Consider the following 23,049-nt stretch of genomic DNA (forward strand, 5'->3'; position numbering starts at 1 on the left):
CATGCGGCTGACACTCCGCGGGTGGGGCGTGGTCTGTGTCGTCGGCCTCGCCGCCCTCTTCGCCGCGCTCTCGGGCGCCCGTGCGCTCAACGCCGTCGCCGCGCCGCTGGTGGTCGCGCTCGGGGTCGGCGCCCTCCAGCTCTCCCGGGCCGGCCTGCCGACGGTCTCCGTCGACGCGATACGCCCCGGCTTCCCCGACCAGACCCGCCGGCTCCGGGTCCGGCTCGAGGGACGGGCGCTGGCGAGGGTCCGGGTCCCGCTGCCCGACGGCCTGGCCGGCGACGCCGTCGACGCGACGGTCGACATGCCCTGCACCCTCGAGCGGACGGTCACGCTGCGGGCGCGTGGTGTCCACCACTTCTCGCGGGTCGGGGTCGTCCAGCGCGGGCCGCTGGGACTTGTGGCCCGCGGCGTCGAGGCGCCGGTCCCGGGCGAGGTGGTCGTCTACCCGCGCCGGTACGCCGTCACGGGCGCGACGCTGTCCTCGCTGCTCTCGGATGACGCGGTCGCCGAGCGCCAGGAGTTCGACCGGCTGCGGGAGTACGTCCCCGGCGACCCGCTCCGGAACGTCCACTGGAAATCGAGCGCCAAACGCGAGGAGTTTCTCGTCATGGAGTTCTCCTCGGGGGAGACCGACGAGACCGTCGAGATAGTCGCCAGCGCCACGGCGGGCAACGCCGACGGGATGGCCAGCGCCGCCGCCACCCTCGCCGGGCTCGCGCTCGACGCGAACCGCCCGGTGTCGGTGACGCTCCCGGACGGGGAGATCCCGGCCGGACAGGGCGAGAGCCACCGCGAGAACGTCCTCCGGCTGCTCGCCGAGACCGGCGGCGGCTCCCTCCCCGAGTACCGCCACGAGGCGGCCGACGTCTCGATACGGGCGACCGACCGCGGGACCACGGTCCGGGTCGGCGACCGGCGCCACGACTTCGCGGCGATCACCGCCGACCGGGTGGCCGACGGGGTGACGCCGGCGTGAGCAGCGGGCCCGGACGGGGACCGGCGTCGGCGGAACCGCGAGCCTCGTGGGTCGACCGGGCCGCCGGCTGGCTGTGGTCGTCGCGGACACTCGCGCTCGCTGGCGTGGCCGGGCTGCTGTTCTCGTTTCTGAGCGTTCTCTACGGCGTGGTGTCGGTGACCGGCGGGCAGGAGCCCTTCCTGGCGCTGGTAGCGGGGACGGCGCTGGTGGCCGTGCCCGTCTCCCGGTGGCTGCGCGTCAGGACGGTCGCGTGGCTCGCGCTCCTCCTGCTCGTCGGCGGGCTGGTCGTCTACCTCCTCTCGCTGCCCCGGACGCCGACGCCGGGGCCGCTGGTCGCGAGCGTCCTCGAACTATTGACCGGGCGGTCGGTCTACCGGATCAGACAGACCGAGCTGTGGGTGCTTGCGGTCACGCCGGGGCCGGTCTTCCTGACCGTCTACCTCGCCCTGCGGGAGTGGTACGCGAGCGCCGTCGCCGCCGGCGGGCTCGTGCTCGGCTTTCTGGTGCTCACGGGCGACGCCGGAGCGACGGTCGCCCTGCTCGGGGTCGTCTCCGGCGCCGCCGCCATCGGCTTCGGGGACTTCGCCCGCACGACGGACGGAACTGCGACCGGGGGCGGGAGCGAACGGCAGGGGAGTGCCCGGGCAGGTGGCGGGGAGGGGGTCGACCAGGGGCGGCGGACGCTGCTGATGGAGCTTGCCGGGATGGTAGTCGTCTCGCAGGCGGTCAACCTCTTCCCGACGGGGGAGGCGACGCCGCTGTCGCTGACCGGCGGCGGCGAGCGGACGGTCGAGGCGTCGCTTTTGACGGCCGACTCCAGCCTCGAGGTGCTCGGCTCGATCAGCCTCTCCCCGGAGGTCCGCTTTACCGTCCAGTCGCCGGTCACGACCTACTGGCGGGTGGGCAGCTACGACTTCTACACCGGTGACGGGTGGGTCAGGGACGGCGACGCACGGCCGTACTCGAGCCGGCTGTCCGCGCCACCCGGTCCGTCGACGACCGTCACCCAGGAGTACACCGTCGAGTCGGAGATGGCGGTGATGCCGGCGGCCTGGCGGCCGGTCAGCGTGGGCGACTCGACCGCTCCGGTCACCCGCGTCACCGAGGCGGGCGGGCTCCAGCCGGCCTCGGCGTTCGACGACGGCGACACCTACACCGTCACGAGCGAGGTCCCCCGGCCGGACGCGGGGCGGCTGGCCGGAGCCGGGACCGACTACCCCGAGCGGGTCCGCCAGCGGTACACCCAGCTGCCGGCGGACACGCCCGACCGAGTCGCCGAGCGGACCGCCCGGCTGACGGCCGAGGCCGAGAACCCCTACGAGACCGCCCGGACCGTCGAGGCCTGGCTGGAGGAGGAAAAGGAGTACTCGCTGAATGTCGACCGTCCCGAGGGGAACATCGCGGACAGTTTCCTCTTCGAGATGGAGGAGGGCTACTGCACCTACTACGCGACGACGATGGTGACGATGCTGCGGACACAGGGGATCCCCGCCCGCTTCACCGTCGGCTACACGCCGGGCGAGGAGTCGGGTAGGGACCGGCGGGTGGTGCGGGGATTTAACTCCCACGCCTGGGTCGAGGTGTACTTCCCCGACGCGGGCTGGGTCCGCTTCGACCCGACGCCGGCCGGCCCGCGCCGCGAGGCCGAACGACAGCGTCTCTCCCGGGCACGGGCCAACGAGGAGGAGGACGTCGAGCCCGACCGGACCCCCACCCCGACCACGGCGAGTCCCGACGGCCCGAACGACACCACCGGCGGCGGGAACGTCTCCACGCCGACAGTCACCGTCGACGTCGACGTGGGCGACCTCCAGCCGGAGACGCCGACCCCGGAGGGCAACGGGAGCGGCGGGTTCGAGCTGCCCGACCCCCCCTCGAGGGAGGAGCTGTTGCTCGGGGTCGTGGTGGTCGCCGGAGCCGCCGCCGGGATCAGACAGACCGGGCTGTCCCGCCGGGTCTCGCTGTGGGCCCGCGACCGGTTCGGGGACGACGACCCCGCGGCGGCCATCGAACGGGCGTTCACCCGGCTCGAACTGCACCTCGAGGAGGCCCACCGGGCCCGGGAGCCGGGTGAGACGGTCCGGGCGTACCTCGAGGACGTCGACGCCGGGCCGCGCGCCCGCCGGCTCGCGGCCATCCGCGAGCGGGCCCGCTACCGGGAGGAGTCGACGGAGGAACTGGCCGCCGAAGCCACGCAACTGCTCGCCGACATCCGGCACGCGCCGGCGGACGGCGAGGACGGCGCTGACGGCGAGGACGGCGCGACGGGCGGTGAGACGCCCGTGTCCGGGAATTGAGAGTCCCGACAGTGTTTAATAGGTCCGTTTCGTAGGCTCGGCCGTAATGTCGGAAGTCTGCTCGACGTGCGGGCTACCCGAGGAGCTCTGTGTCTGCGAGGACGTCGCCAAAGACTCCCAAGAGATCACGATCCGCATCGACGAGCGCCGCTACGGAAAGGAAGTAACGATCATCGAGGGGTTCGACCCGAGTGACGTGGACATGGACAGCCTGTCCTCGGACCTGAAATCGAAGTTCGCGTGTGGGGGCACCGTCGACGACGGACAGATCGAGCTCCAGGGGAACCACACCGGTCGCGTCGAGGATTTCCTCCGGGAGAAAGGGTTCAACGTCGCCTGACCCACCACCGCACGCTCGAGCACTCAGTTCTGACCGGCACGCTTCACCCCACAGCCACTGCTACCCGAGCATGACATGCGGCCGCGAGCGCGTGTCGCGGCGGCAGCCGCGACCGCGCGAGTCGGGGAAAGGCAGGCGTACCATGAGCATCCGCGGCGCGCAGCGCCGCGGTTCACCGTCAGAGCTTGCTCTGACGAGCCCTCGTTCGCGGTGCTCACGAGGACACCGGAGCCTCGCGGTGCTCGGCTCCGGCTTTTTTCACTATGTTTTTTGCGCCGAGCGAGTTGCGGGCCGGCGGCCCGCAACTGCATGCCGTGGCGGCGAAGCCGCCACGCGGTGCGCGACCGTAGGGAGCGCACCCGAAGCGGAAAAAAGTAGTCGTTAGGGCTCGAACTCGGTCAGTTCGCTCCGGTACGTGTCCCGGGGGCGGGTGGCGCGGTAGGCAGCCCGGTACCGCGAGAGCTTGCGGAGCAACACCGCGACCAGGAGCCCGTCGTAGGCGACCACGAAGCCGACGAAGGCGGCGAAGGTGGAGACGCCGAAGGTCGCGGCCAGCAGCTCCGGCAGCTCCGAGGCGAGGATGTTGTACAGCGCGTGGGCGCCGATGGCGATGAGCAGTCCCTTGAGGACGAGCGGGCCCGCGTACTCGCGGTTGAACCGGGCGAGCCCCAGGTAGTAGCCGGCGAGCGCGGAGTAGATGACGTGGCCGGGGCCGGCGAGCGCCCGGACCGTGGTGATGGCGCCGCCGGCGACCAGCGCGTCCCCGCCGGCCGGGCCGATGACGCCGGTGATGTAGAGGGCGTTCTCGATGGTGGCGAAGCCGAGGCCGGCGGCGGCTCCGTAGACGGCGCCGTCGACGACCGCGTCGAACTGGGGCGTGCGGTAGGCAGAGAGGCGGACGGCGAGCAGCTTCACCCCCTCCTCGACGGGAGCGACGACGACGATGAAGAAGACCGCGAAGAGGACCGACCGGGTCGTCTCGACGGAGCCGACCAGCCCGAAGACGAACTCCCCGAGAAGCGAGACGAGTAGCCCGCCGAGCACGGCGTTGAGGACGCCCGCGAAGCCGGCAAAGAGGAGGCCGAGCACGAACGTGCCGACGAGCAGCCGGAGCGGCTCGTCGGTCGTGATGTCGGCGTAGTGGATGTACGCCGCCAGCAGGAGCGCCGGAACGACCGAGAGGACGACGAACACGCCCACGACGGGGTCGTCGAGTGCGCCGAAGCCGCCGAGCGCGACCTGCGTGAGCAGGATGAGCGCGGCCAGCGCGACCAGCGCGGCCCGGGCCACGGGGGCCGCGGCCGCGTAGACCCGGTAGACCAGCCGGTCGACAAGCGAGCGGGGCTCCCAGTCGGCGACCTCCTGGAGGTCCCGGCTCCCGTCGGCCTGCCGCTGGACCGGGTCGCGGCGGCGCATGGGCGGTCGGTGGAACGGGAGCCACCTAACAGTTGCCACCCTCGCATGCCGGGGCCGCGAGACCCCGCCGGTCCCGGGTGACGGGCGAGCAGGTCTCGGAGGTCGCGAGCGACCGGAGCTTCCGAGGGGTTTTTCGCCGGCAGTGGCCTACGGAGGGTATGACGCTGACAGCGGGGGTGGTGGCCGTGCAGGGCGACGTCAGCGAGCACGCCCGGGCCATCGAGCGGGCGGCAGCCGCACACGGGCAGGACAGCGAGGTCCGCCAGATCCGCGAGGCCGGGCTGGTCGCCGACTGTGACGCCCTGCTGATGCCCGGCGGGGAGTCGACGACCATCTCCCGGTTGCTCCGGCGGGAGGGGATCGCCCCCGAGATACAGCGCCACGTCGAAGCCGGCAAGCCGGTGCTGGCGACGTGTGCGGGGCTGATCGTGGCCTGCACCGACCCCCAGGACGACCGCGTCGACCAGCTCGGGCTGGTGGACGTGACCGTCGAGCGCAACGCCTTCGGCCGCCAGCGCGACAGCTTCGAGGCCCCGCTGGACGTTCGGGGGCTCGACGAGCCCTTCCCGGCCGTGTTCATCCGCGCCCCGGCCGTCAGCGAGGTCGGCCCCGACGTGGAAGTCCTGGCCGAGTGGGACGGCCGCCCGGTCGCGGTCCGGCAGGGACCGGTGCTGGGGACGGCCTTCCACCCGGAGCTGACCGGTGACCCGCGGATCCACGACCTGGCCTTCTTCGAGCAGGCGACCGTCTGAGCGCCGCGCAGGCGACGGCCTGAAGGGGAGGCGTACCCTCCCGCAGCGTATGAGTGACACCGGCGACGGGTCGGCGGCCGGCAACCACGGGGACGTCATCGACGAGGTGTTCGCGGTCATCGAGGACCGCAAGGAGCGGCTGCCGGAGGGTTCGTACACGGCGTCGCTGTTCACACACGAGAAAGGGGAAGACGCCGCTCTGGAGAAGCTGGGCGAGGAATCCACCGAGTTTCTGCTCGCGGCGAAAGGCGACGACAGCGACGAACTCGCCCACGAGGCCGCAGACGTCGTCTACCACCTGCTGGTCGTCCTCGCGATGAACGACGTGACGCTCGCGGACGTACGCGCGGAGCTCGCCGAGCGACGATAGGTCAGGCGGCGACGGCGGGGACTCACCCGGCGACGAATCCGCCGACTGCGCCGCCGAGCGCGCTGTCGAGTGCCGCGACGACCGCGATCGCGACGGCGACGACGAACACGCCGGCGCCACCGAGGAACCCCCCGACCGGGCCGCCGACCGCCAGGCCCAGCGCCGTGCCGGCAATAGTGAACAGAACGGCGAGGACGAGCCCGCCGAGCGCTCCCGCGAGCAGGCCGTGCCAGGCGCCGCTGAGGATCCCGCCGCCGGCGAGGTAGCCGGCGACGATCCCCGCGACGAGCCCGGAGCCGACGTGGCCGACCACCGGCAGCGCGAACGCGGCCAGCCCCACGACGACACCCGTGATAAAGCCGTACAGGACCGCGCGCCAGTCAGTCATACTGGGGGTTAGCAGTCGGGCGGGTATCACTCCACCGACACTGGCCGACAACTGGCAGAGGAACGACAACGAACGGTCTTTAGGCTGTGACCGTCTACGGGTGACCGATGAGCCAGCCGTTCGAGGGGTTGCCGACGACGCCGACCGCCGACGAGCTGCTGGACCAGGCCTTCTCGCGGGCAGCCAGGGCGGGACGCGCGAAGTCCGGGGTCGAGGCCCAGCAGTCGATGCTGCTGACGGCCGCGAACGTCCTCTCGGACAACCTCGAGCACGTCGTGACCGCCTGGCCCGACATCGAGGCGCTCGACCCCTTCTACCGCGACCTCGCCGACGCGGTCGCCGGCGTCGACGACCTCCGCCAGCACCTCAACGAGGTCGGCTGGGCGGGCCGGAAGGCAGGCGAGATCCGCCGGGAATACGAGGGTCGCTTCGCGGACCCCGAGACCGCCCGCAAACTCCGCAAGCAGGCGTTCGCGCGGATGGCCGACGTCGTCGAGGAGGTCGACGACGACCTCGCCGCCCTCGCCGAGGCCCGCCAGGAGCTTCGAGCCCTCCCCGAGATCGACCCCGACCAGCCGACCATCGTCGTCGCCGGCTACCCCAACGTCGGCAAGTCCTCCTTCGTGAACCGGGTCACCCGCGCCGAGAACGAGACCGACTCCTACCCCTTCACCACCACACAGATCCACGTCGGCCACCTCGAACGCGACCACATCCGCTACCAGCTCGTCGACACCCCGGGCCTGCTCGACCGCCCGGCCGGCGAGCGCAACGCCATCGAGTCACAGGCCGTCAGCGCGCTGACCCACGCTGCCGACGCCGTCCTGGTCTTTCTCGACCCGACTGGGGAGTGTGGCTACCCGCTTTCGGTCCAGTGGGACCTCCGGGCGGACATCGCCGCCCGCTTCGACGTTCCCGTGCTGACCGTCGCAACGATGCGCGACAAGCTCGACGCCGACCTGGACGACGCGCGGGTCGACTACCACATGAGCGTCACGGAGGGCGACGGCGTGAGCGAGGTGCTCGACGCAGCTATCGAGGCCGTCGGCTACGAGCCCGACCTGCCCTTCGAGAGCTGAGCTTTTTATACAGAAGCGCGGCCACCGACCGCGTGCGCTGACGAGTCAGGCAGGGGGGTCAGCGAAACCCCGGCACAGTCGCCCTGCCGCGGTTCGTGTCGGTGTTCGCCATCGAGTGACGACCCGCTATCCGCCCTCGGTCCCGACGTAGCGGACCTCCGTCTCGATGTCGTGACCGGCCGCCCCGTCGAGGCGGGCGTCGAGCCGGTCGGCCATCCCGGAGACGGTCTCCCCTGGCGGAACACCGACGGTCACTACCACCCGGTTCGCCTTCCGGAACAGCGCGGTGTTGGTGTAGTCCACCTGTACGTCGAGCACCCGCAGGTCGACCCCGACGCTGCCCTCCGCCTCCTCGACGACCGACGCCGCCGTGGTTCGGATGCGTTCCTCGGTCGTCGCGCGGCTGAACGAGTCCAGAGTGACGCCGCCGAGAAACGCCGAGAGGACGAGGATAGCGACGACGAGTACCCCGATGCGCTTGAGCGTCGCGCTCCGGGCAGCGCCCCGTCGGAACCACCGCTCCGGCCGGTAGCCGGCGTACCACAGCACCGACAGTGCCGCGAGGTTGATCGAGAGGACGTTCACCGCCAGCAGCACACCTGACCCGAGTGTCACAAGTGGCGCGCCCCAGGCGGCCCCGATCCCGACGGTCGCGGCTGGCGGAATGAGCGCCACGGCGATCATCACGCCCACCAGGGCCGTGGAGACGCCGGAGGTGAGACTGAGTGCCCCGGCGACGCCCGCGCCGAGGGCGACGGCCAGCGAGAGAAAGTCGGGGGCGAGCCGCTCGCGGATCTGTCCCACGCTGGTAATGTCATCGAGCGGCGGGATCAGGTGGGCGTACCGAACCACCAGCGCGAACAGCGCCGCGGTCACTACCGCGAGCACGAGCCCGCCGAGCTGGTAGCGAACCCCGCGGACGAACAGCTCGCGGTCGTTGACGACCGTCCCGACGCTGGCGGCCATCGCGGGCCCGACGAGCGGGGCGATGACCATCGAGCCGACCACGACCGCCGGGGAGTCGAGCAACAGGCCCGCAGTCGCGATCAGTGCGCTCACGACAGTCATCACGACGTAGGTCCGGGGAGAGGGCGCCATGCTCGATGCGGTACTGGTCAGCTCCTCGCGGGCGATCCGGTCCTCGTCTTCCTCCCCGGCGTACCGCTCCTCGAGCTCTTCGAAGCGCCGGGAGACGACCGTGTTCGCCTCGAGCACGACGGTGTAGGCGTCGTCGTCGAGGCCGGCGTCCCGGAGCGCCTCAAGCACCGGTTCGACGGCGTTCGTCGGCAGCGGGACGTACGCGATGGCGGCGTACTCCCGGCTGCTGGTCTCGTCGGAGACCACGTAGTCGACGTCCTCCTCGTCCAGTGCGCCGAGGATCGTCTCGCGCTTTCCCGAGGGGATGGTGACCTGGACGAGTCGCACGTCTCCCCCGATGGGAGGGCCGGAAAAAGCGTTTGGGGGTTCGGCTCCGGAAGTGGTGGGCTTATCCACGCCAGGCGCGTAGCGGCGGTATGTTCGAGACGCGGCCCGACCGGGACAGCGAGGTGGTGCTCGTGGGCCGGTCGAACGTCGGCAAGTCGACCCTGATGCGCGAGCTCACGGGCCACGACTTCGCGACCGGCCAGCGCCCCGGCGTCACCCGCGAGCCCAACCACTACGACTGGGCCAGCGAGGACTTTCTCATCACCGACCTGCCGGGCTTTGGCTTCATGAACGGCGTCCCCGAGGAGGTCCGCGAGCGGATCAAAACCGACATCGTCCGGTACATCGAGACCCACGCCGACCACATTCTGGTCGGGGTGCTCGTCGTCGACGGGAAGGCCGTCGTCGACATCATCGACCGCCACTCCGGCCCCGATGAGGTCCCCTACGACATCGAGATGTTCGGCTTTCTCCGGGACGTGGGTATCCCGCCGGTCGTCGCGGTCAACAAGATGGACAAGGTCGACGACCGCGACGCCCGCCTGAACGAGGTCGCCGACCGGTTCGGGCTCGTTCCGCCCTGGCAACAGTGGCAGGACACTATCGCACCCATCAGCGCCAAGCGCGGGTCGGTCGACGCGCTCACCGGAGCGGTCCGTGAACACCTTCACGAGGCCGGCCGTGACGACCTCTTCCAGTTCTTCTAGACCACCTTTTCCCGTCGGGGTGCCTTTGCCTGCGGCGCTGCGGGCACCCCTGACGACAAAAACGTGGGCGAAAAAGACCGGAGGCGACCGAGCGAAGCGGGGAAGCGTCCGGGGTCCTCGTGAGCACCGCGAACGAGGGCTCGTCAGAGCGTGCGCTGACGGTGAACCGCGGCGCTTAGCGCCGTGGATGCTCGCCAGTCGCTGTCACCGGCGGGCCTGCCCTTCCCCGGCTCGCGCGATGCAACGCGCTCGCGGCCGCGATTCCCGCCGCGCGCGACTACGGCTCGACGACGACCTTGCCGACGACGCTCTCCTCCATCACCGCCCGGTGGGCCTCGCCGGCCTCCGCCAGGCTGTGGGTCCGGTCGATGGCCACCTCGAGCCGGTCCCCGGCGAGCAGCCGTCCGAGCCGGGCGAGGATCGGCGCCATGTCGGGCATCTCCGGGTGGGTCGCCAGGTTCGACATGCTCATGAGATGGATGTCGAGCTCCTTCGAGCGTGCGGCGGTCACGTCCGGCAGCGTCGCCCCGTCGCCGGCGATGACCGCCACGTCGCCCTCCTGTCCTGCGAGTTCGACGTCGGCCCCGAAATAGCGGTCGGGCATGTGATCCAGCACCGCGTCGGCCCCGCCACCCATCGCCTCTCGAGCGGCCTCGGCCAGGTCCTCACGGTCGTAATCGAGGACGGCGCTGGCGCCGAATCCCCGGACCGCGTCGTGGTGTTCGGGGCGGGCAGTCGCGACCGGTGTCGCCCCCAGCGCGTCCGCGAGGCCGACCGCGACGTGGCCGACGCCGCCGTTGCCGCCGTGGACGAACGCCGTCGCACCGGGCTCGAGGCCGGCGTGGTCGACGAATGCGCGCCAGGCGGTGACGCCGACGAGCGCGACCGCCGCACCCTCGGCGAAGGTCACGCCCTCGGGCAGGGGGGCGAGCAGGTCCGTCGGAACGACGGCGTAGTCGGCGAAGGACCCACCCGAAAAACGGTCGGTGTGCAGGCCCGTCCCGAAGACGCGGTCGCCCGCGGCGTAGTCGGCGCCCGCGCCGACGGCGGCGACCGTCCCCGCCAGGTCCGAGCCGGTGGTTTTGGGCATCGACGGGACGCCCCACGCCCGGAACTTCGCGTCAACGGGGTTGACACTCGCCGCCTCGACCTCGACCAGCACCTCCCCTGGCCCGGGCTCGGGCCGCTCGACCTCTTCGAGTTCCAGGACCTCCGGGCCGCCGGCCTCGTGGTAGCGAACAGCGCGCATGCCCCGAGATGAGCTGGCGGACCCAAAGACCTGCTGGCGCCCGCCCCGACCGGCGGGATGGCCGACAGCCGACGCCCAACTGCCAGACTGCCCGTCGGCAGCCAGGGCAGTTACGGCTACATGAAGTCGGCGATGCCCGACTGCTTGTTGTTGTCGTCCTCGAAGATCCGGTCGATGCGTTTCTCGAGGATCCGCAGGCGCTGTTTGGTGTACGCCCGGGCGCCGAACTCCTCGGCGACCCGGAGGGCGGTGTCCATGTACTTGTTGACCGACCCCTCGTGGACCGTGAGGGCGACGTCCCCGCCACACTCCCGGCACTCCCCCGTCAGCGGCGGCCGGCGGTACTTCTCGCCACACCCCCGGCAGAGGTACTCCTGGCTGGTAAAGGCCTTCAGGTTCCCGAGCAGGTCCGGCAGGAAGTGGTACTCGATGATCCGCTCGGCCACGTCGGCCTCGTCGACCGCCCGCAGCGTGCGGGAGATGGCGAGCTGGGCGTCCATCTTCTCCTCCATCGACCCCAGGGTCTTGTATGCCGACAGCGCCGGCCCGGCCGCGATGTTCCCCGTGTCGTGGGTGTGCGCGAAGCCGTGGTACTCCCCCTCCGTCCCCAGGCGGTCCTCCGCGATGGTCATGACGTCGGCGACCGCCTCGGGGTCTGCCATCTCCCGGGTCGCCTCGTAGAACTCCCGGGGATATTCGGCCATGATGTCGACGTTGTGGGCCTCGTCGTCGATCTCCGAGGGGTCGATCCGCGAGGACATCACCAGGGGCGCGTCCATTCTGCCACCTCGCTGATCCGGCAAGAATTTCCGGCTAAAGTTCAGCAGGCCGTCGAGCAACAGCATCACGCAGTCCTCGTCGCCGTCGCACTGTTTGACCGACATATCATTTGCTATAAGTGAATGAGTTTCCGAGACGGTGAGACAGTAGACGTGGTCGACATCGGATTCCGTGTAGGACACCTCCTCAACGGGGTCAAGGACGAACTGGTCAGTCCCACCGTCGAAGGCGTAGGCGGGTGCGTCGCCGACATCGACGGTCTGGACACACTCCTGCAGTCGTCGGTCCTTTCGCGAGAGGTGAAACCCGACGGTTTCTGCGAAGGTCACGGCGTCGGACCGTGAAACGGATATCTCGTGTCGAGGGCGGCTAAGCGAGTCGTCGTCTTGGTCGTAAAACCCAGGGAATTTCTCGCGCAGTAGCGCTGGTCCGACGGTGTTGACCGTGGCCGTGATGCCGAGTCGTGTAAGCAACGCCAGCAGGTCCGTCCTGAGTTCGTCGCTTACCGTCGTTGCGCTGACACGTGGGGCATCCCCGTCGGCCGAACCGTCGCCACTGAAATAGCCGCGGAGGTACGCGGCAACGGTCCGGTCGGGTGCGTCGAAAATGCACTGGGGGACGCGCTTGGTCGGAGCAGAGACACCCGCATCGAGGACCGTATCGAAGACCGCCCGGAGGAGACGACCGGACGCCGTCACCTTCGCGTGGTTCTCGACGTACGGGTCGGCACCGAACTCCTCGCGCAACGTGTCGAGGAAGAACCGTCGGGCCTCCTCCTCGGTCCCGCAGAGCGTCGTCTGGTGGACGGTGCCCTTGGTTGTTTTCTGCTTGCGTGTGAATCCCTCGGCGGCGTAGTAGCCGAGTAGCGTCGCAACCCGGTCCCCAAGCTCAGTCATCCGGTCCACCGTCGCAGTGTCCCGCTTGACGCCCAGCGTCACCTCTGCCGGGACGAACGAGCACAGGTCAGAGTCGGTCTCGAAAAACTCCCCGAGTAGTGAGGCCGGAATACTCTCGCGGTACAGGTAGTTACTCAGCCGCTTCTTCGTCATCCCGAGCCACTCCGCGGTGCTCTGTAGCGGGTAGAACTCGCCCTCCCACTCGTCAGCGAGACGGTCCTCGAACAGCGTGTAGAGGAGATCCCTATCGAGACCCTGGATTATCAACCGGTCCCGGGCGACTACGTCGCCGTCAAGGAATTCACGAAGGAGGTCCAATTCGGGTACCGCGTCGGAGTGGGTGATGTCGTCGAGGTGTGCTGGTGTCGCCAGACGGTCGCCCTCGTCGAGAGCCCCGGCCGCGACTGACACGAGGCGGCCGAGGTCGGGGTCGTACACGTGTACGTCGTGGTCGGGGGTGACGGACAGTTCCCTGCCGGAAACAGTCCGCACGGTGACGACGTGGTCGGGTGCGGGGTGCTTGCTGAGCGACTGGACGGGCTGAACCGACTGCGTCCCGTTCTCGGCGAATGCAGGAACGGCGAGGTCACCGTCGAGATGGTCGAGCGAGTCGACGAGTGTTCCGAAGGCATCCCGGTCGGCGGCCTCGTCGTCGAGATACTGGTCGGTCAGTTCATCGATCCGCTCGTGGCACCAGTCGCCGGTTTCGTCTCTGTACCACACCTTCGTCTCCGGGTGGAAACAGTTCCGCCGTTTCGAGGCGTGGAAGTAGGGGTGGGCGTACCCGACGGCGGCACTCGTAAAGCCGACGACGCGGCCGACGACGGCCGCGGAGGTGTGGGGCGCCATCCCGAAGACGAGTTCGCCGACCAGGTCTTCCCGCTCCTCGAGGTCGTAGAAGGCGTCGAGCCCGTAGTACTGGGTCAGCAGGTCGTCGACGAAGTCGGCGGTCGCGAGCATGTGCTCGGCGGCCCCGTCCGAGAGGACGACGTCCTGAACCTTGAGCTCGACGAGCTGGTCGTCGTGGCGCAGCGGGTCGCCGTGGATGTCGGTCCCGTAGCCGAGCTCGCGGAACTGCTCGGCCGTGACGTCGAGCTCGGCCGGCCGGACCGACGTGACCGGCAGGTCGGTCATGTCGTAGCGCACGGTGCCGTCCTTGAACGCCGAGACGCCGTGTTTGGCCCGCAGGATGCCCTTCTCCAAGGGTTCGGGCGCTTTCTCCTCGGAGGTCAGCCCCTTGACCGCTTTCAGCGTGTCGAAGGCGGAAGGGCGCTCGCCGACGTTGTCGAGCGCCGCCTGGAGCCGGTCGTGGACGTTCAGCGTCGTCGTCTGCGTGGGGGAGGCCAGCGTCCCGCAGGCGGGGCACTCCGCGCGGCCGGACTCGTCGGGCTTGACCTCGCGGTCGCAGTCCCGGCAGACGTAGACCGGGTCGGTGACACCCCCACAGTCGGGGCACCGGGCCTCGTGGCCCCGGCTCGCGCACTCGCGACACTCCCGGCGGCCGACCTCCACCTCGACCTCCCCTCTGGTTCCGTCGACGGCGTCGCCGTGGTCGGCGGCCGCGGCGACGTCGCGCTGGTTCCCGCCGGCGTCGCCGATGGGGTACAGCGAGTGGACCGCCGGGGACAGCTCCCGCTGTTCCGATTTCTCCGGTCGGCCCATCCGGTTGCCCACCCGCGTGGGCGCCCGCTCGCGGACCCGGAAGGGGGCGAGTTCGTTCACCGCCTCGATGGCGTTGTCGCCGCCGTCGTAGCTGCTGGCCGCCTCCGAGAGGTCCCCGCGGTCCCACGAGCGGGTCAGGTCCTCGGTAAAGCCCAGCGAACGCGCGAGCGGCCGCCAGTCGGGGACGAGCAGCCGCTCGGACTCCTGGGTGTGCTCGACCAGCAGCGACTCCAGGGTCTCCCGGACCCCCTCGGTGCGGGGAAGCGCGAGCAGCGTCTCCGTGCCCCCGCGGTCCCCCTCACGGCGGCCGTCACCCCCGCCCTCGTCCATCGCTGCCCCGTCAGCCGCGACGGCGTCGGCGGCCTCGACGGCGTCGGCCAGCGCACAGAGGTCGTCGACGCTCACGTCGTGCCAGAGGTAGGTGTAGGCCGGGTGCAGCGGGGCGTCGTACTCCTCTGCCCAGGCGAGTGCCTCCGCCGCGGTCGGGTCCGCGAGGTCGACGGCGACGTCGTCTTCGAGCGCCTGGACGGGGCCGCCGGCGTCGGCGAACTCCTGGCGCCACCACTCGGCGGTGTAGGAGGCCGGCGCGAGCGGGTGGTTGTTCTCGACGAACTCGCCGTAGTTGACCAGATACTCCCCCAGGTCGAGCACCGACTCGACGCCGTTTCTGACGGCCAGGGCCTCCTCGGCGTCGTCGATCCGGCGGACCTCGCCGTTTGCCAGCCGGACGGTCGGCCCTTCGATGGTGTCGACGGGGACGACCCCCGCGGCCTTGCCGGGCCGTTCGGTCTTGATCTGTGTCCCTGTGGCGAGGAAGTCGTCGACCAGGTGCATCGTCGCCGGGTGGACGCCCGCCGTCGCGTGGCCGTGGTTGCGGGCGCGGCCGTAGCGCAGCCGGAAGCCGCCGGGCTCGCTGGGATGGGAGAACACCGGCCGGCCGGCGATCAGGTCCCGGAGGTACTTCTTCGAGGGGTCGGGACGGGGCGGGCCGGCCGCCCCGTCCCGGTCGCCGTCCTCCCCCTCGTTCTCTTCGCCTGCGGGGCCGTCGTCCTCCTCGCCCTCGTCAGCGGCGTCATCGCCGTCGGCCGCGTCGTCTTCGTGGTCCTCCTTGTACGCGCCGTCGATGAGGTCCTGGAGCCAGGGCCAGTCGACCTCGTCGAGTTCGCGGGTGTACCGCTGGATCTTGGGGGCCTTCAGCGCGATCCCCTCGGCGAAGACCAGACACATCCCCCCGCGGGAGGCGTTGGTGTCGACCCGCTCGAGGTCGCGGTAGCCCTCGACCTCCTCGTCGCCGGTGGCCTCCCCGTCGAGCATGACCGGCATGTGCTCGGCGATGAACTCCGCCTCCGGTTCGATGGGGCTGTACTGGAGTCCCGTCTCGGAGTCGTACAGCGCCACCTCCTCGGCGTAGCGCCCGACCTCGTCGCTCCGGGTCCGGTACTCCTCGATCCCTAAAAGCGTCCGGGCGTAGTCGGCGACGAGCACGGACAGCGCCTGCGCGGTCCCGCCCGCCGAGCGGATCGGGCCGGCGTAGTAGACGTTGACGAACTCCGTGCCGTCGTCGTTTTCCAGCAGTTCGACGCGGTCGATCCCCTCGATGGGGGCGGCGACGACACCCTCCGTGAGGAGGGCGACGGCGGTCCGGACCGCGCCCTCCACCTTGCCGGCGCGGGTGTCGTAGTCGCCGACGGTGCCCTCGACGAAGTCCTCGACCAGCGCCAGCGCCGCTTCCTCGCGGGACATCTTCCCGTCGAGTTCGCGGACCCGCTCGGCGACGCCGTCGATGCCGAGGATGTTCTCGACGCGGTCGGCCATGTCCTTGGCGACGGGGATCTCCACGCTCTCCGTGGGGTCGCCGCCACGCTCGCGGGCCCGGGTGGCCACGTCGAAGGCGTCGTCGAGGCCGTCCTCGAGTTCCTCGAAGTAGCGGTCGTCCGCGGGACGCATCAGAGGTTCCAGAGGTCCAGGTCGGTCACGGGGTCGCGCTCGCGGACCAGGTCGGTGTCGAACGCACGGAGGTAGAGCTCGCCGGCGAAGACCGTCGCCGAGTCCAGGTGGCCGGCGACCGTCGTCCCGTCGGGTCGCGAGAGCGCGACGTGAGTGTGCGCGAAGGGCTCGCCATCCAGCGTCGAGACGTTCCCCACGGCGGGCACCACCTCCAGCGGTTCCTCGAAGACGATGCTGTCGTACTCCTTGGTGTCCTGGTCGTAGAAGGCGAGTTCGGCGTCCTGGACCGCGCCCAGCCCGAAGAAGAAGGCGGAGGCGATCCCCTCGTCGGCGGCGAAGGCCTCGATCTGGGCCCGCCAGTCCCCGCCGTGCTCCAGCCGCGCGACGAACTCCCGGGTGGCGTCGACTTCCTGGTAATCCATGTCCGGGCCGACGGCTGGAGCCCCCAAAAACACACTGGTCGTCACGGTGGGGGTCAGGCGGGCAGCGAGACCCGGCCGGCGACGAGGTTCCGGGTGGCGTCCCAGAACTGGAGTTCGGTGACCGTCCACTCGACGGGCTCGACGGGACCGAGCACCCGCTCGGCGGCGTCGCGGCTCCCCCCGCGGGCGACCGTCACGTGGGGGGTGTACTCCTCGCTCTCGAGGCGGTCGACGGGCTCGAAGACCCGGCAGAGCCGCTCGTGGAGCTCCCACAGCCCCGGCGACTCGACGGCCAGATAGACGACGGGCCCGGGGCCGGCGGTGGGTTCGGCGAACTGGTCGACCCGGTCGACCCGGACCTCGAAGGGCGGGGTCCCCGCGATCGCCTCGCGGGCGCGGGCCTCGACCCGGTGGGGGTCGCCCTCGGGGAGCCGCTTCGCCACGAGCGTCCGGTCGTCGCGAACGCGCACCCCGCCGGCGTCGGTCCGGGCCTCCCGGGAGCCGGCGGAGCCGACGGCGGAGCCGAGGTCGGTCCCGCCCTGCCTGGCGGTCAGGTCGGCGGCGACCTCCGCGGCCAGCCCGGAGACGCGGCCCGGCACCGGGACGTTGACGCTGTTCACACCCGGTCGTCGGTGACGAGGGGCGAAAAGCGCGTCGGGAGCGGCGAACGGAAGCGGCAGGCGGTGAGCGGGGAGGGCAAGCGGCGTGGGTGTGACGGCTACAACCGGTCGAGCAGGTAGAGGACGATCAGGATGATGATGGCCACCCCCAGCAGCTTGGGGAGGGGGACGAGGATGAACTGGAGGACGTCGACGAAGGCCTCCAGGACCTCCAGGGCGAGCCAGACCACCACGAGGACGAGGATGACCTTCAGCAGCGTGTCGGTCTCGATGTCCATACCCGGCGGTTTCCCGCCCGAGGGATAGTCTTTCTGGCCCGCCGTCGGCAACAAGCCATTTCAGCAGTGGAGGCGAACGCGTGGACCGATGCGAGTTGCAGGACGAGTCGTCGTCGTCGCGTTCGCCGTGGCCGCGCTGGTGCTGACTGTGGCCTCTGTCGGTGTCGCAGTACAGGATGGCCCCGTCGGACAGACCGGCATCGACGCCGACTCGACGACGCTTTCGGCCGCCGTCGGACCGGACGGCGACGCCGACTGGCGGGTCACCTACCGGATCGAACTCGACGACCAGAACGCCACGGACGCCTTCGAATCCCTCCGGCAGGACATCGAGGCCAACCGCTCGCGGTACGTCGCAACCTTCCGCGACCGCATCGGGGCCACCGCCGCCAGCGCCGAGAACGCGACCGGCCGCGAGATGTCGGTCGGGAACTTCAGCGTCGAGGCCGAAACCCGGGCACAGCCCGACACCACCTTCGGCGTAGTCACCTACCGCTTCGAGTGGGACGGCTTCGCCGCGGCCGACAGTGACCGCATCGCTGCGGGGGACGCGCTCGACAGGCTGATCCTCGATTCCGGGACCGCCCTGCGGGTCTCCTGGCCCGACGGCTACGGGGTCACGGGCGTCACGCCCGACGCCACCGAGCGCGAGGAGGGAGCCGTCGTCTGGCGCGGCCCCGCGGACTTCAAGGCCGGCGAGCCGCGGGTCACTGTCGAGCGGGGCGCCGGGTCCACGCCGACGGAGACGGCGTCGCCGGGCGGCGGTGGAGGGGACGGCGGGCCGGGCGACGGGACGAACAGCGGGCTCGGCAGCCTGCTCCCGGTCGCGCTCGCCCTGGTCGTCGCGCTGGCCGCCGGGGGCGTCCTCCTGGCTCGCCGGGGGAACGTCGGGCCAGTAGGCGGGGACAGCGGGAGCGATGGCAGCGGGAGCGACGACGGCGGAGCCGGAGCCGCGGGCGACGACGCGCCCGCGGCCCCGCCGGAGGAGCTGCTCAGCAACGAGGAGCGGGTGCTCCGGCTGCTGGAGGAGAGGGGTGGTCGGATGAAACAGCAGGAGGCCGCGGCGGAACTGGACTGGACGGCCGCCAAGACCAGCCAGGTCGTCGGCGACCTCCGCGACGAGGGCGAACTCGACTCGTTCCGGCTCGGCCGGGAGAACGTCCTCACGCTCCCCGACGTAGAGATCGACGGCAGCGGTGGCGACGACGAGGAGTGAGGCCGGTGGCACCGCCCGGAACGAGACCCCGGCAGTAAAGCGGCGGAAACCGCAGGACAGAAGCCGGATAAATCCGCGTTAATCCGGCTTGATCGACGCTGATCGGCGTTCGAGGTTTGGGTCTTATATGCAGAGGCGGGGACAACGGGGAGACACGATGCGACGCACAACCCTGCTCGCGGTCGCCGTCGTCGCCGCCCTGGTCGCGGTCCCCGCCGTGGGGGCAGCGACGGCCGGCAGCGGGCCGGTGGCCCAGGCCGACAACGCGACGAACACGACGAACGCGACCAGCCCCGGCGAGCGCCTCTCCGGCGTCGTCGGCGTCCAGGGGGCCGAACTCGAGGGGGAGGTCGAGACGCGGAGCTTCGGCCTGCAGGTCGCCCGTGCCGCCTCCGAGGATGCCCGCGCTGCGGTCGTCCGGGAGCAACTCGGAAACGTCCAGCAACAGGTCGAAACTGTCCAACGCCGGAAGGCTGCCCTCGAGGAAGCCCGGGCGAACGGCTCGATGAGCGAGGGCGAGTTCCGGGCCCGCGTGAGCGAACTCGCGGTCCGCGGGGGGACGGCTGCGGAGCTGGCCAACCGGACCAGCGAGACCGCCGGCAGCCTCCCGACCGCAGTGCTCGAGGCGAACGGCGTGAACGTCACGGCGATCCAGCAGCTACGGCAGGCGGCCGGGAACCTGACCGGGCCCGAAGTCGCGGCGATCGCCCGGTCGATCGCCGGACCGAGCGTCGGCAGACCGGCCGAGGCCCCGCGCGGTCCGCCGGGAGCGCCGGGGGTGCCCGGGGACGTGACCGAGACACCCGACGGGAACGCCACCGGAACGCCCGACGGCAACGCGACCGTGGCGTCGGACGGCAACGCGACCGAGGGAAGCGACGGCGACACCACCGCTGGGCCCGGCGGGCAGGGAAGCGACGGGGACGGCGCGTCCGGCAGCCGGGACGGCACCGCGACGGCGAACGGGACGGACACCCGGGGCGGCGAGCGCTCCGGGACGTAGCGTCACGGCGGTCGAGCCGGAGCCTGCGAACTCCTCACAGGCCGGCTGATTCTCGGAAGATATTTGAAGACACACCGGAAAGGAGTAGCCACATGACGCCGACCCGCGCGTCCGGTCACGCCCGACCCGCCAGCGGGTCCGCCCTTCTCCGAGTGCGACGACCGGGCCGGTAAGGCCCGCTTCATCCACTCCCCCAGTCCCGAACCGTCCGACCGCCGCCCACCGTCGGGTCCTTGGGCGGTCAGCCGTTCAGTCGACACCCGACACCGGAATCACACACCACACCCCAAAACACACCGCACACATGCCAGAGGAACCATCCCGCGTCGCGCTCGCCTTCTCGGGCGGGCTCGACACCACAGTCTGTGTACCGCTGCTCGAAGAGGAGTACGGCTACGACGAGGTGGTCGGCGTCACCGTCGACGTCGGCCAGCCCCGCAAGGAGTTCGACGAGGCCGAGGAGACCGCCGCCGCGCTCGACGTCGAGCACTACGTCGTCGACGCCCGCGAGGCGTTCGCCGACCTGTGCCTGCGGTCGGTGAAGGCAAACGCCACCTACCAGGGCTACCCCCTGGGGACGGCGCTCGCTCGCCCGGTCATCGCGGGAGCGATCCTCGACGTCGCCCTCGGGGAGGGGTGTGACGCCGTCGCCCACGGCTGCACCGGGAAGGGCAACGACCAGCTCCGGTTCGAGGCCGTCTGGCGGGATTCCCCGCTCGATGTGGTCGCGCCCGTCCGCGAACTCGGCCTGACCCGCGACTGGGAGCAGGAGTACGCCGCCGAGCGTGGCCTGCCCGTCGAGGGCGGCAGCGAGGGCCGCTACAGCATCGACACCAACCTCTGGAGCCGGTCGATCGAGGGCTCGGAGCTGGAGGACCCCGCGACCATCCCCGAGGACGACATCTACGACTGGACCCAGACCCCCGGGGGGAAGGCGGCCGAACTCGTCGAGGTCGAGTTCGCCGAGGGCGAGCCGGTCGCGCTGGATGGCGAGGGGGTCGAACCGGTCGAACTGATCGAGACGCTCAACGAGCGGGCCGGTGCCCACGGCGTCGGCCGGACCGACATGATGGAAGACCGGATGCTCGGGCTCAAGGTACGGGAAAACTACGAACACCCCGCAGCGACCGTCCTCCTGACGGCCCACGAGGCCCTCGAACAGCTCGTGCTCACCCAGGAGGAGCGCCAGTTCAAACAGCAGGTCGACGCCCAGTGGGCCCAGAAGGGGTACCAGGGGCTCGTGGATGCGCCGCTCGTGGATGCGCTGGAGGGCTTTATCGACACGACCAACGAGCGCGTCACCGGCACCGTCACCGTGAAACTGGAGGGCGGGCACTGCCGGCCGGTCGCCCGCGAGAGCGAGTACGCGGTGTACTCGGAGTCGGCGGCCTCCTTCGACGAGGAGGACGTCACCGGCGGCATCACCCAGGAGGACGCCACCGGCGTCGCCAAGTACCACGGCTTCCAGTCGCGGCTGGCCAACCGCGCCATCGAGAACGCGCGCGGCACGGACGGGGAGGAGTGAGATGACGGGGGAAGGTGCGGACGACGACGGACCCGGGGCGGACGGCGAGAGCGTCGTCCGCCGGGACCGCTTCTCCGGTGGCCCCGCCCGTGCCTTCCTCTCCTCACTTGCCGACGACGAGCGCATCTTCGCCGCCGACCTCGCCGTGGACCGGGCCCACGTCGTGATGCTCGCCGAACAGGGGATCATCGAGGGAGAGGACGCCGGGGCCATCCTGTCGGCGCTCGCCGAAATCGGGGACGCAGGTCACGCCGCGTTGCCCGACGGCGAGGACGTCCACGAGGCCATCGAGACGGCCGTCATCGACCGTGTCGGGCCCGCGGGTGGGCGGATGCACACCGCCCGCTCGCGCAACGACGAGGTGGCCGCCTGCATCCGCTACCGGCTGCGCGAGGACCTGCTCAAGACGCTTTCGACGCTGGTGGAGGCCCGCGAGCAGCTGCTGGAGACCGCCGGCGGACACACGGAAACGGTGATGCCCGGCTACACCCACCTCCAGCCGGCCCAGCCCACCACCGTCGCCCACTGGCTGTGCTCCTACGAGGAGGCACTGGCGCGAGACACCGCACGGCTGGTCGACGCCTACGACCGGGTCAACCGGTCGCCGCTGGGCGCGGCGGCCTTCGCCGGGACGAGCTTCGACGTCGACCGCGAGCGGACCGCCGGGCTGCTGGGATTCGACGGGCTGGTCGAGAACGCCACCGACGCGGTCTCCGCCCGCGATTTCCTCGTCGAGACGACGGCGGGGATGGCCGGGCTGGCGACGACGCTGTCGGGGCTTGCAGAGGACCTGGTGACGATGGCCAGCAAGGGTCACGTCGCACTGGACGACGACTACGCCTCGACCTCCTCCATCATGCCCCAGAAGAAAAACCCCGACACCCTCGAACTGGTGCGGGGCCGGACCGGCGACGCCGTGGCGGGGCTACAGGGCCTGCTGACGACGCTGAAGGGGCTGCCCCGCGCGTACAACCGCGACCTCCAGCGGGCCGGCCGGCACGCCTGGGACGTGATCGACAGCACGACCGGGAGCGTCGAGGTGGCCGTCGGCGCCGTCGCGACCGCCGAGTGGCCGGCCGACACGCTGGAGGAAGCGGCCGGCGAGGGTTTCTCGACGGCGACGGGCGCGGCGGACCTCCTGGCCCAGGCTGGCGTCCCCTTCCGGACGGCCCACGAGGTCGTCGCGCGGGCCGCCGAGGGGATGGCCCCCGGGGAGTCGGCGCCCGGCATCGACGCGCTGGACGCGGCGGGCGAGGCGGTGATGGGCGAGCCGGTGACCGGCCGCGTCGACCGCGAGGCGCTGGCCGGGGCGCTCGACCCCGCCGCGAACGTCGCGATGCGTGACTCGCGGGGCGGACCCGCCCCCGAGGCCGTCGAGGCCCACCTGGAGCGGGCCCGTGAGGGGCTCGCCGAGGACCGCGAGGCCCTCGGGCGGCGCCGCGAACGCGTCGAGGACGCAGGCGAGCAACTGAACGCGGAGGTGGCGACGTATGTCTGAGACAGGCAGCGTCGCCGGGCCGGCCGCCCAACAGGGTCAGCCCCGCCCGCAGCCGCGACCGCCGCTGCCGCCGTCCCCTCCCCGGGGACGAATTACCAGAAATAGTATATACTGAAACGGAAGAGGCTACGGAGGCCGTCAGGCACCGTCAGAGTGGCGTCTGAGTCACCAATTCTTTCTGATAGGTTCGAAGGCTTTAA

Annotated in this window: 19 protein-coding genes; 11 read left to right on the forward strand and 8 right to left on the reverse strand. The window is 70.9% G+C overall.

The window, feature by feature from the left end; genetic code table 11:
- Window position 1: 1 nt before the first annotated feature.
- The 3 genes from GN153_RS10385 to yciH are packed head-to-tail and all read left to right on the forward strand — an operon-like array spanning window position 2 to window position 3,616.
- Window positions 2-979, forward strand: coding sequence for a DUF58 domain-containing protein (locus GN153_RS10385; RefSeq protein WP_159902458.1), 978 nt, complete (start codon window positions 2-4; stop codon window positions 977-979).
- Window positions 976-3,276 carry a transglutaminase TgpA family protein gene (locus tag GN153_RS10390; protein ID WP_159902461.1) on the forward strand — a complete coding sequence of 767 codons (2,301 nt, stop codon included), beginning with the start codon at window positions 976-978 and terminating at the stop codon, window positions 3,274-3,276. The genes GN153_RS10385 and GN153_RS10390 overlap by 4 nt, the downstream gene beginning before the upstream one ends.
- Window positions 3,277-3,322: 46 nt before the next feature.
- Window positions 3,323-3,616 (forward strand): stress response translation initiation inhibitor YciH, encoded by a 294-nt coding sequence (yciH, locus tag GN153_RS10395; RefSeq protein WP_159902463.1) that lies wholly within the window; start codon window positions 3,323-3,325, stop codon window positions 3,614-3,616.
- 381 nt (window positions 3,617-3,997) lie between these two features.
- Here the strand turns inward: yciH and GN153_RS10400 are convergent, their stop codons facing one another.
- Window positions 3,998-5,032 (reverse strand): PrsW family intramembrane metalloprotease, encoded by a 1,035-nt coding sequence (locus GN153_RS10400; RefSeq protein ID WP_159902465.1) that lies wholly within the window; start codon window positions 5,030-5,032, stop codon window positions 3,998-4,000.
- Window positions 5,033-5,190: 158 nt separating this feature from the next.
- Between GN153_RS10400 and pdxT the strand changes: the two genes are divergently transcribed.
- Entirely contained in the window at window positions 5,191-5,784 is a 594-nt protein-coding gene (pdxT, locus tag GN153_RS10405; RefSeq protein WP_159902467.1) for a pyridoxal 5'-phosphate synthase glutaminase subunit PdxT, read from the forward strand.
- A gap of 49 nt (window positions 5,785-5,833) precedes the next feature.
- Entirely contained in the window at window positions 5,834-6,154 is a 321-nt protein-coding gene (gene hisE / locus GN153_RS10410; RefSeq protein ID WP_159902469.1) for a phosphoribosyl-ATP diphosphatase, read from the forward strand.
- A 22-nt stretch (window positions 6,155-6,176) separates the two neighbouring features.
- Here the strand turns inward: hisE and GN153_RS10415 are convergent, their stop codons facing one another.
- A complete protein-coding gene (locus tag GN153_RS10415; protein ID WP_159902471.1) occupies window positions 6,177-6,542 on the reverse strand; it encodes a DUF5518 domain-containing protein in 366 nt (121 codons plus the stop codon).
- A gap of 107 nt (window positions 6,543-6,649) precedes the next feature.
- Between GN153_RS10415 and GN153_RS10420 the strand changes: the two genes are divergently transcribed.
- Window positions 6,650-7,621, forward strand: coding sequence for an NOG1 family protein (locus GN153_RS10420; protein ID WP_159902473.1), 972 nt, complete (start codon window positions 6,650-6,652; stop codon window positions 7,619-7,621).
- Between the two features lie 126 nt (window positions 7,622-7,747).
- On the opposite strand, the gene GN153_RS10425 is transcribed toward GN153_RS10420, so the two are convergent.
- Window positions 7,748-9,046: a TIGR00341 family protein gene (locus GN153_RS10425; RefSeq protein WP_159902475.1), complete on the reverse strand. Its 1,299-nt coding sequence runs from the start codon at window positions 9,044-9,046 to the stop codon at window positions 7,748-7,750.
- Between the two features lie 89 nt (window positions 9,047-9,135).
- On the opposite strand from GN153_RS10425, the gene engB reads away from it, so the two are divergent.
- Window positions 9,136-9,753, forward strand: a complete 618-nt coding sequence (gene engB, locus GN153_RS10430; RefSeq protein ID WP_159902477.1) for a GTP-binding protein EngB — start codon at window positions 9,136-9,138, stop codon at window positions 9,751-9,753.
- A 277-nt stretch (window positions 9,754-10,030) separates the two neighbouring features.
- Here engB and GN153_RS10435 read toward each other — a convergent pair whose 3' ends face one another.
- The 5 genes from GN153_RS10435 to GN153_RS10455 form a co-directional block, all read right to left on the reverse strand.
- On the reverse strand, window positions 10,031-11,002 hold the full coding sequence (locus tag GN153_RS10435; RefSeq protein ID WP_159902479.1) for a quinone oxidoreductase family protein: 972 nt from the start codon (window positions 11,000-11,002) through the stop codon (window positions 10,031-10,033).
- Between the two features lie 116 nt (window positions 11,003-11,118).
- Window positions 11,119-16,287 (reverse strand): DNA polymerase II large subunit, encoded by a 5,169-nt coding sequence (gene polC, locus GN153_RS10440; RefSeq protein WP_159902481.1) that lies wholly within the window; start codon window positions 16,285-16,287, stop codon window positions 11,119-11,121.
- Window positions 16,287-16,709, reverse strand: coding sequence for a PPC domain-containing DNA-binding protein (locus GN153_RS10445; RefSeq protein ID WP_159902483.1), 423 nt, complete (start codon window positions 16,707-16,709; stop codon window positions 16,287-16,289). Before GN153_RS10445 ends, polC begins: the two co-directional genes overlap by 1 nt.
- A gap of 53 nt (window positions 16,710-16,762) precedes the next feature.
- Window positions 16,763-17,329, reverse strand: coding sequence for a 2'-5' RNA ligase family protein (locus tag GN153_RS10450; RefSeq protein ID WP_159902485.1), 567 nt, complete (start codon window positions 17,327-17,329; stop codon window positions 16,763-16,765).
- Between the two features lie 98 nt (window positions 17,330-17,427).
- A complete protein-coding gene (locus GN153_RS10455) occupies window positions 17,428-17,607 on the reverse strand; it encodes a DUF7554 family protein (protein ID WP_159902487.1) in 180 nt (59 codons plus the stop codon).
- An 88-nt stretch (window positions 17,608-17,695) separates the two neighbouring features.
- On the opposite strand from GN153_RS10455, the gene GN153_RS10460 reads away from it, so the two are divergent.
- The 4 genes from GN153_RS10460 (at window position 17,696) to argH (ending at window position 22,849) form a co-directional block, all read left to right on the forward strand.
- Window positions 17,696-18,823 carry a helix-turn-helix transcriptional regulator gene (locus GN153_RS10460; protein ID WP_159902489.1) on the forward strand — a complete coding sequence of 376 codons (1,128 nt, stop codon included), beginning with the start codon at window positions 17,696-17,698 and terminating at the stop codon, window positions 18,821-18,823.
- Between the two features lie 157 nt (window positions 18,824-18,980).
- Window positions 18,981-19,826 (forward strand): hypothetical protein, encoded by an 846-nt coding sequence (locus GN153_RS10465; protein ID WP_201287871.1) that lies wholly within the window; start codon window positions 18,981-18,983, stop codon window positions 19,824-19,826.
- 304 nt (window positions 19,827-20,130) lie between these two features.
- Window positions 20,131-21,351: an argininosuccinate synthase gene (locus GN153_RS10470; RefSeq protein WP_159902491.1), complete on the forward strand. Its 1,221-nt coding sequence runs from the start codon at window positions 20,131-20,133 to the stop codon at window positions 21,349-21,351.
- A gap of 1 nt (window position 21,352) precedes the next feature.
- Window positions 21,353-22,849 (forward strand): argininosuccinate lyase, encoded by a 1,497-nt coding sequence (gene argH / locus GN153_RS10475; RefSeq protein WP_159902493.1) that lies wholly within the window; start codon window positions 21,353-21,355, stop codon window positions 22,847-22,849.
- Window positions 22,850-23,049: the final 200 nt, after the last annotated feature.

Source organism: Salinirussus salinus (genome assembly GCF_009831455.1).
Taxonomy (GTDB): domain Archaea; phylum Halobacteriota; class Halobacteria; order Halobacteriales; family Haloarculaceae; genus Salinirussus; species Salinirussus salinus.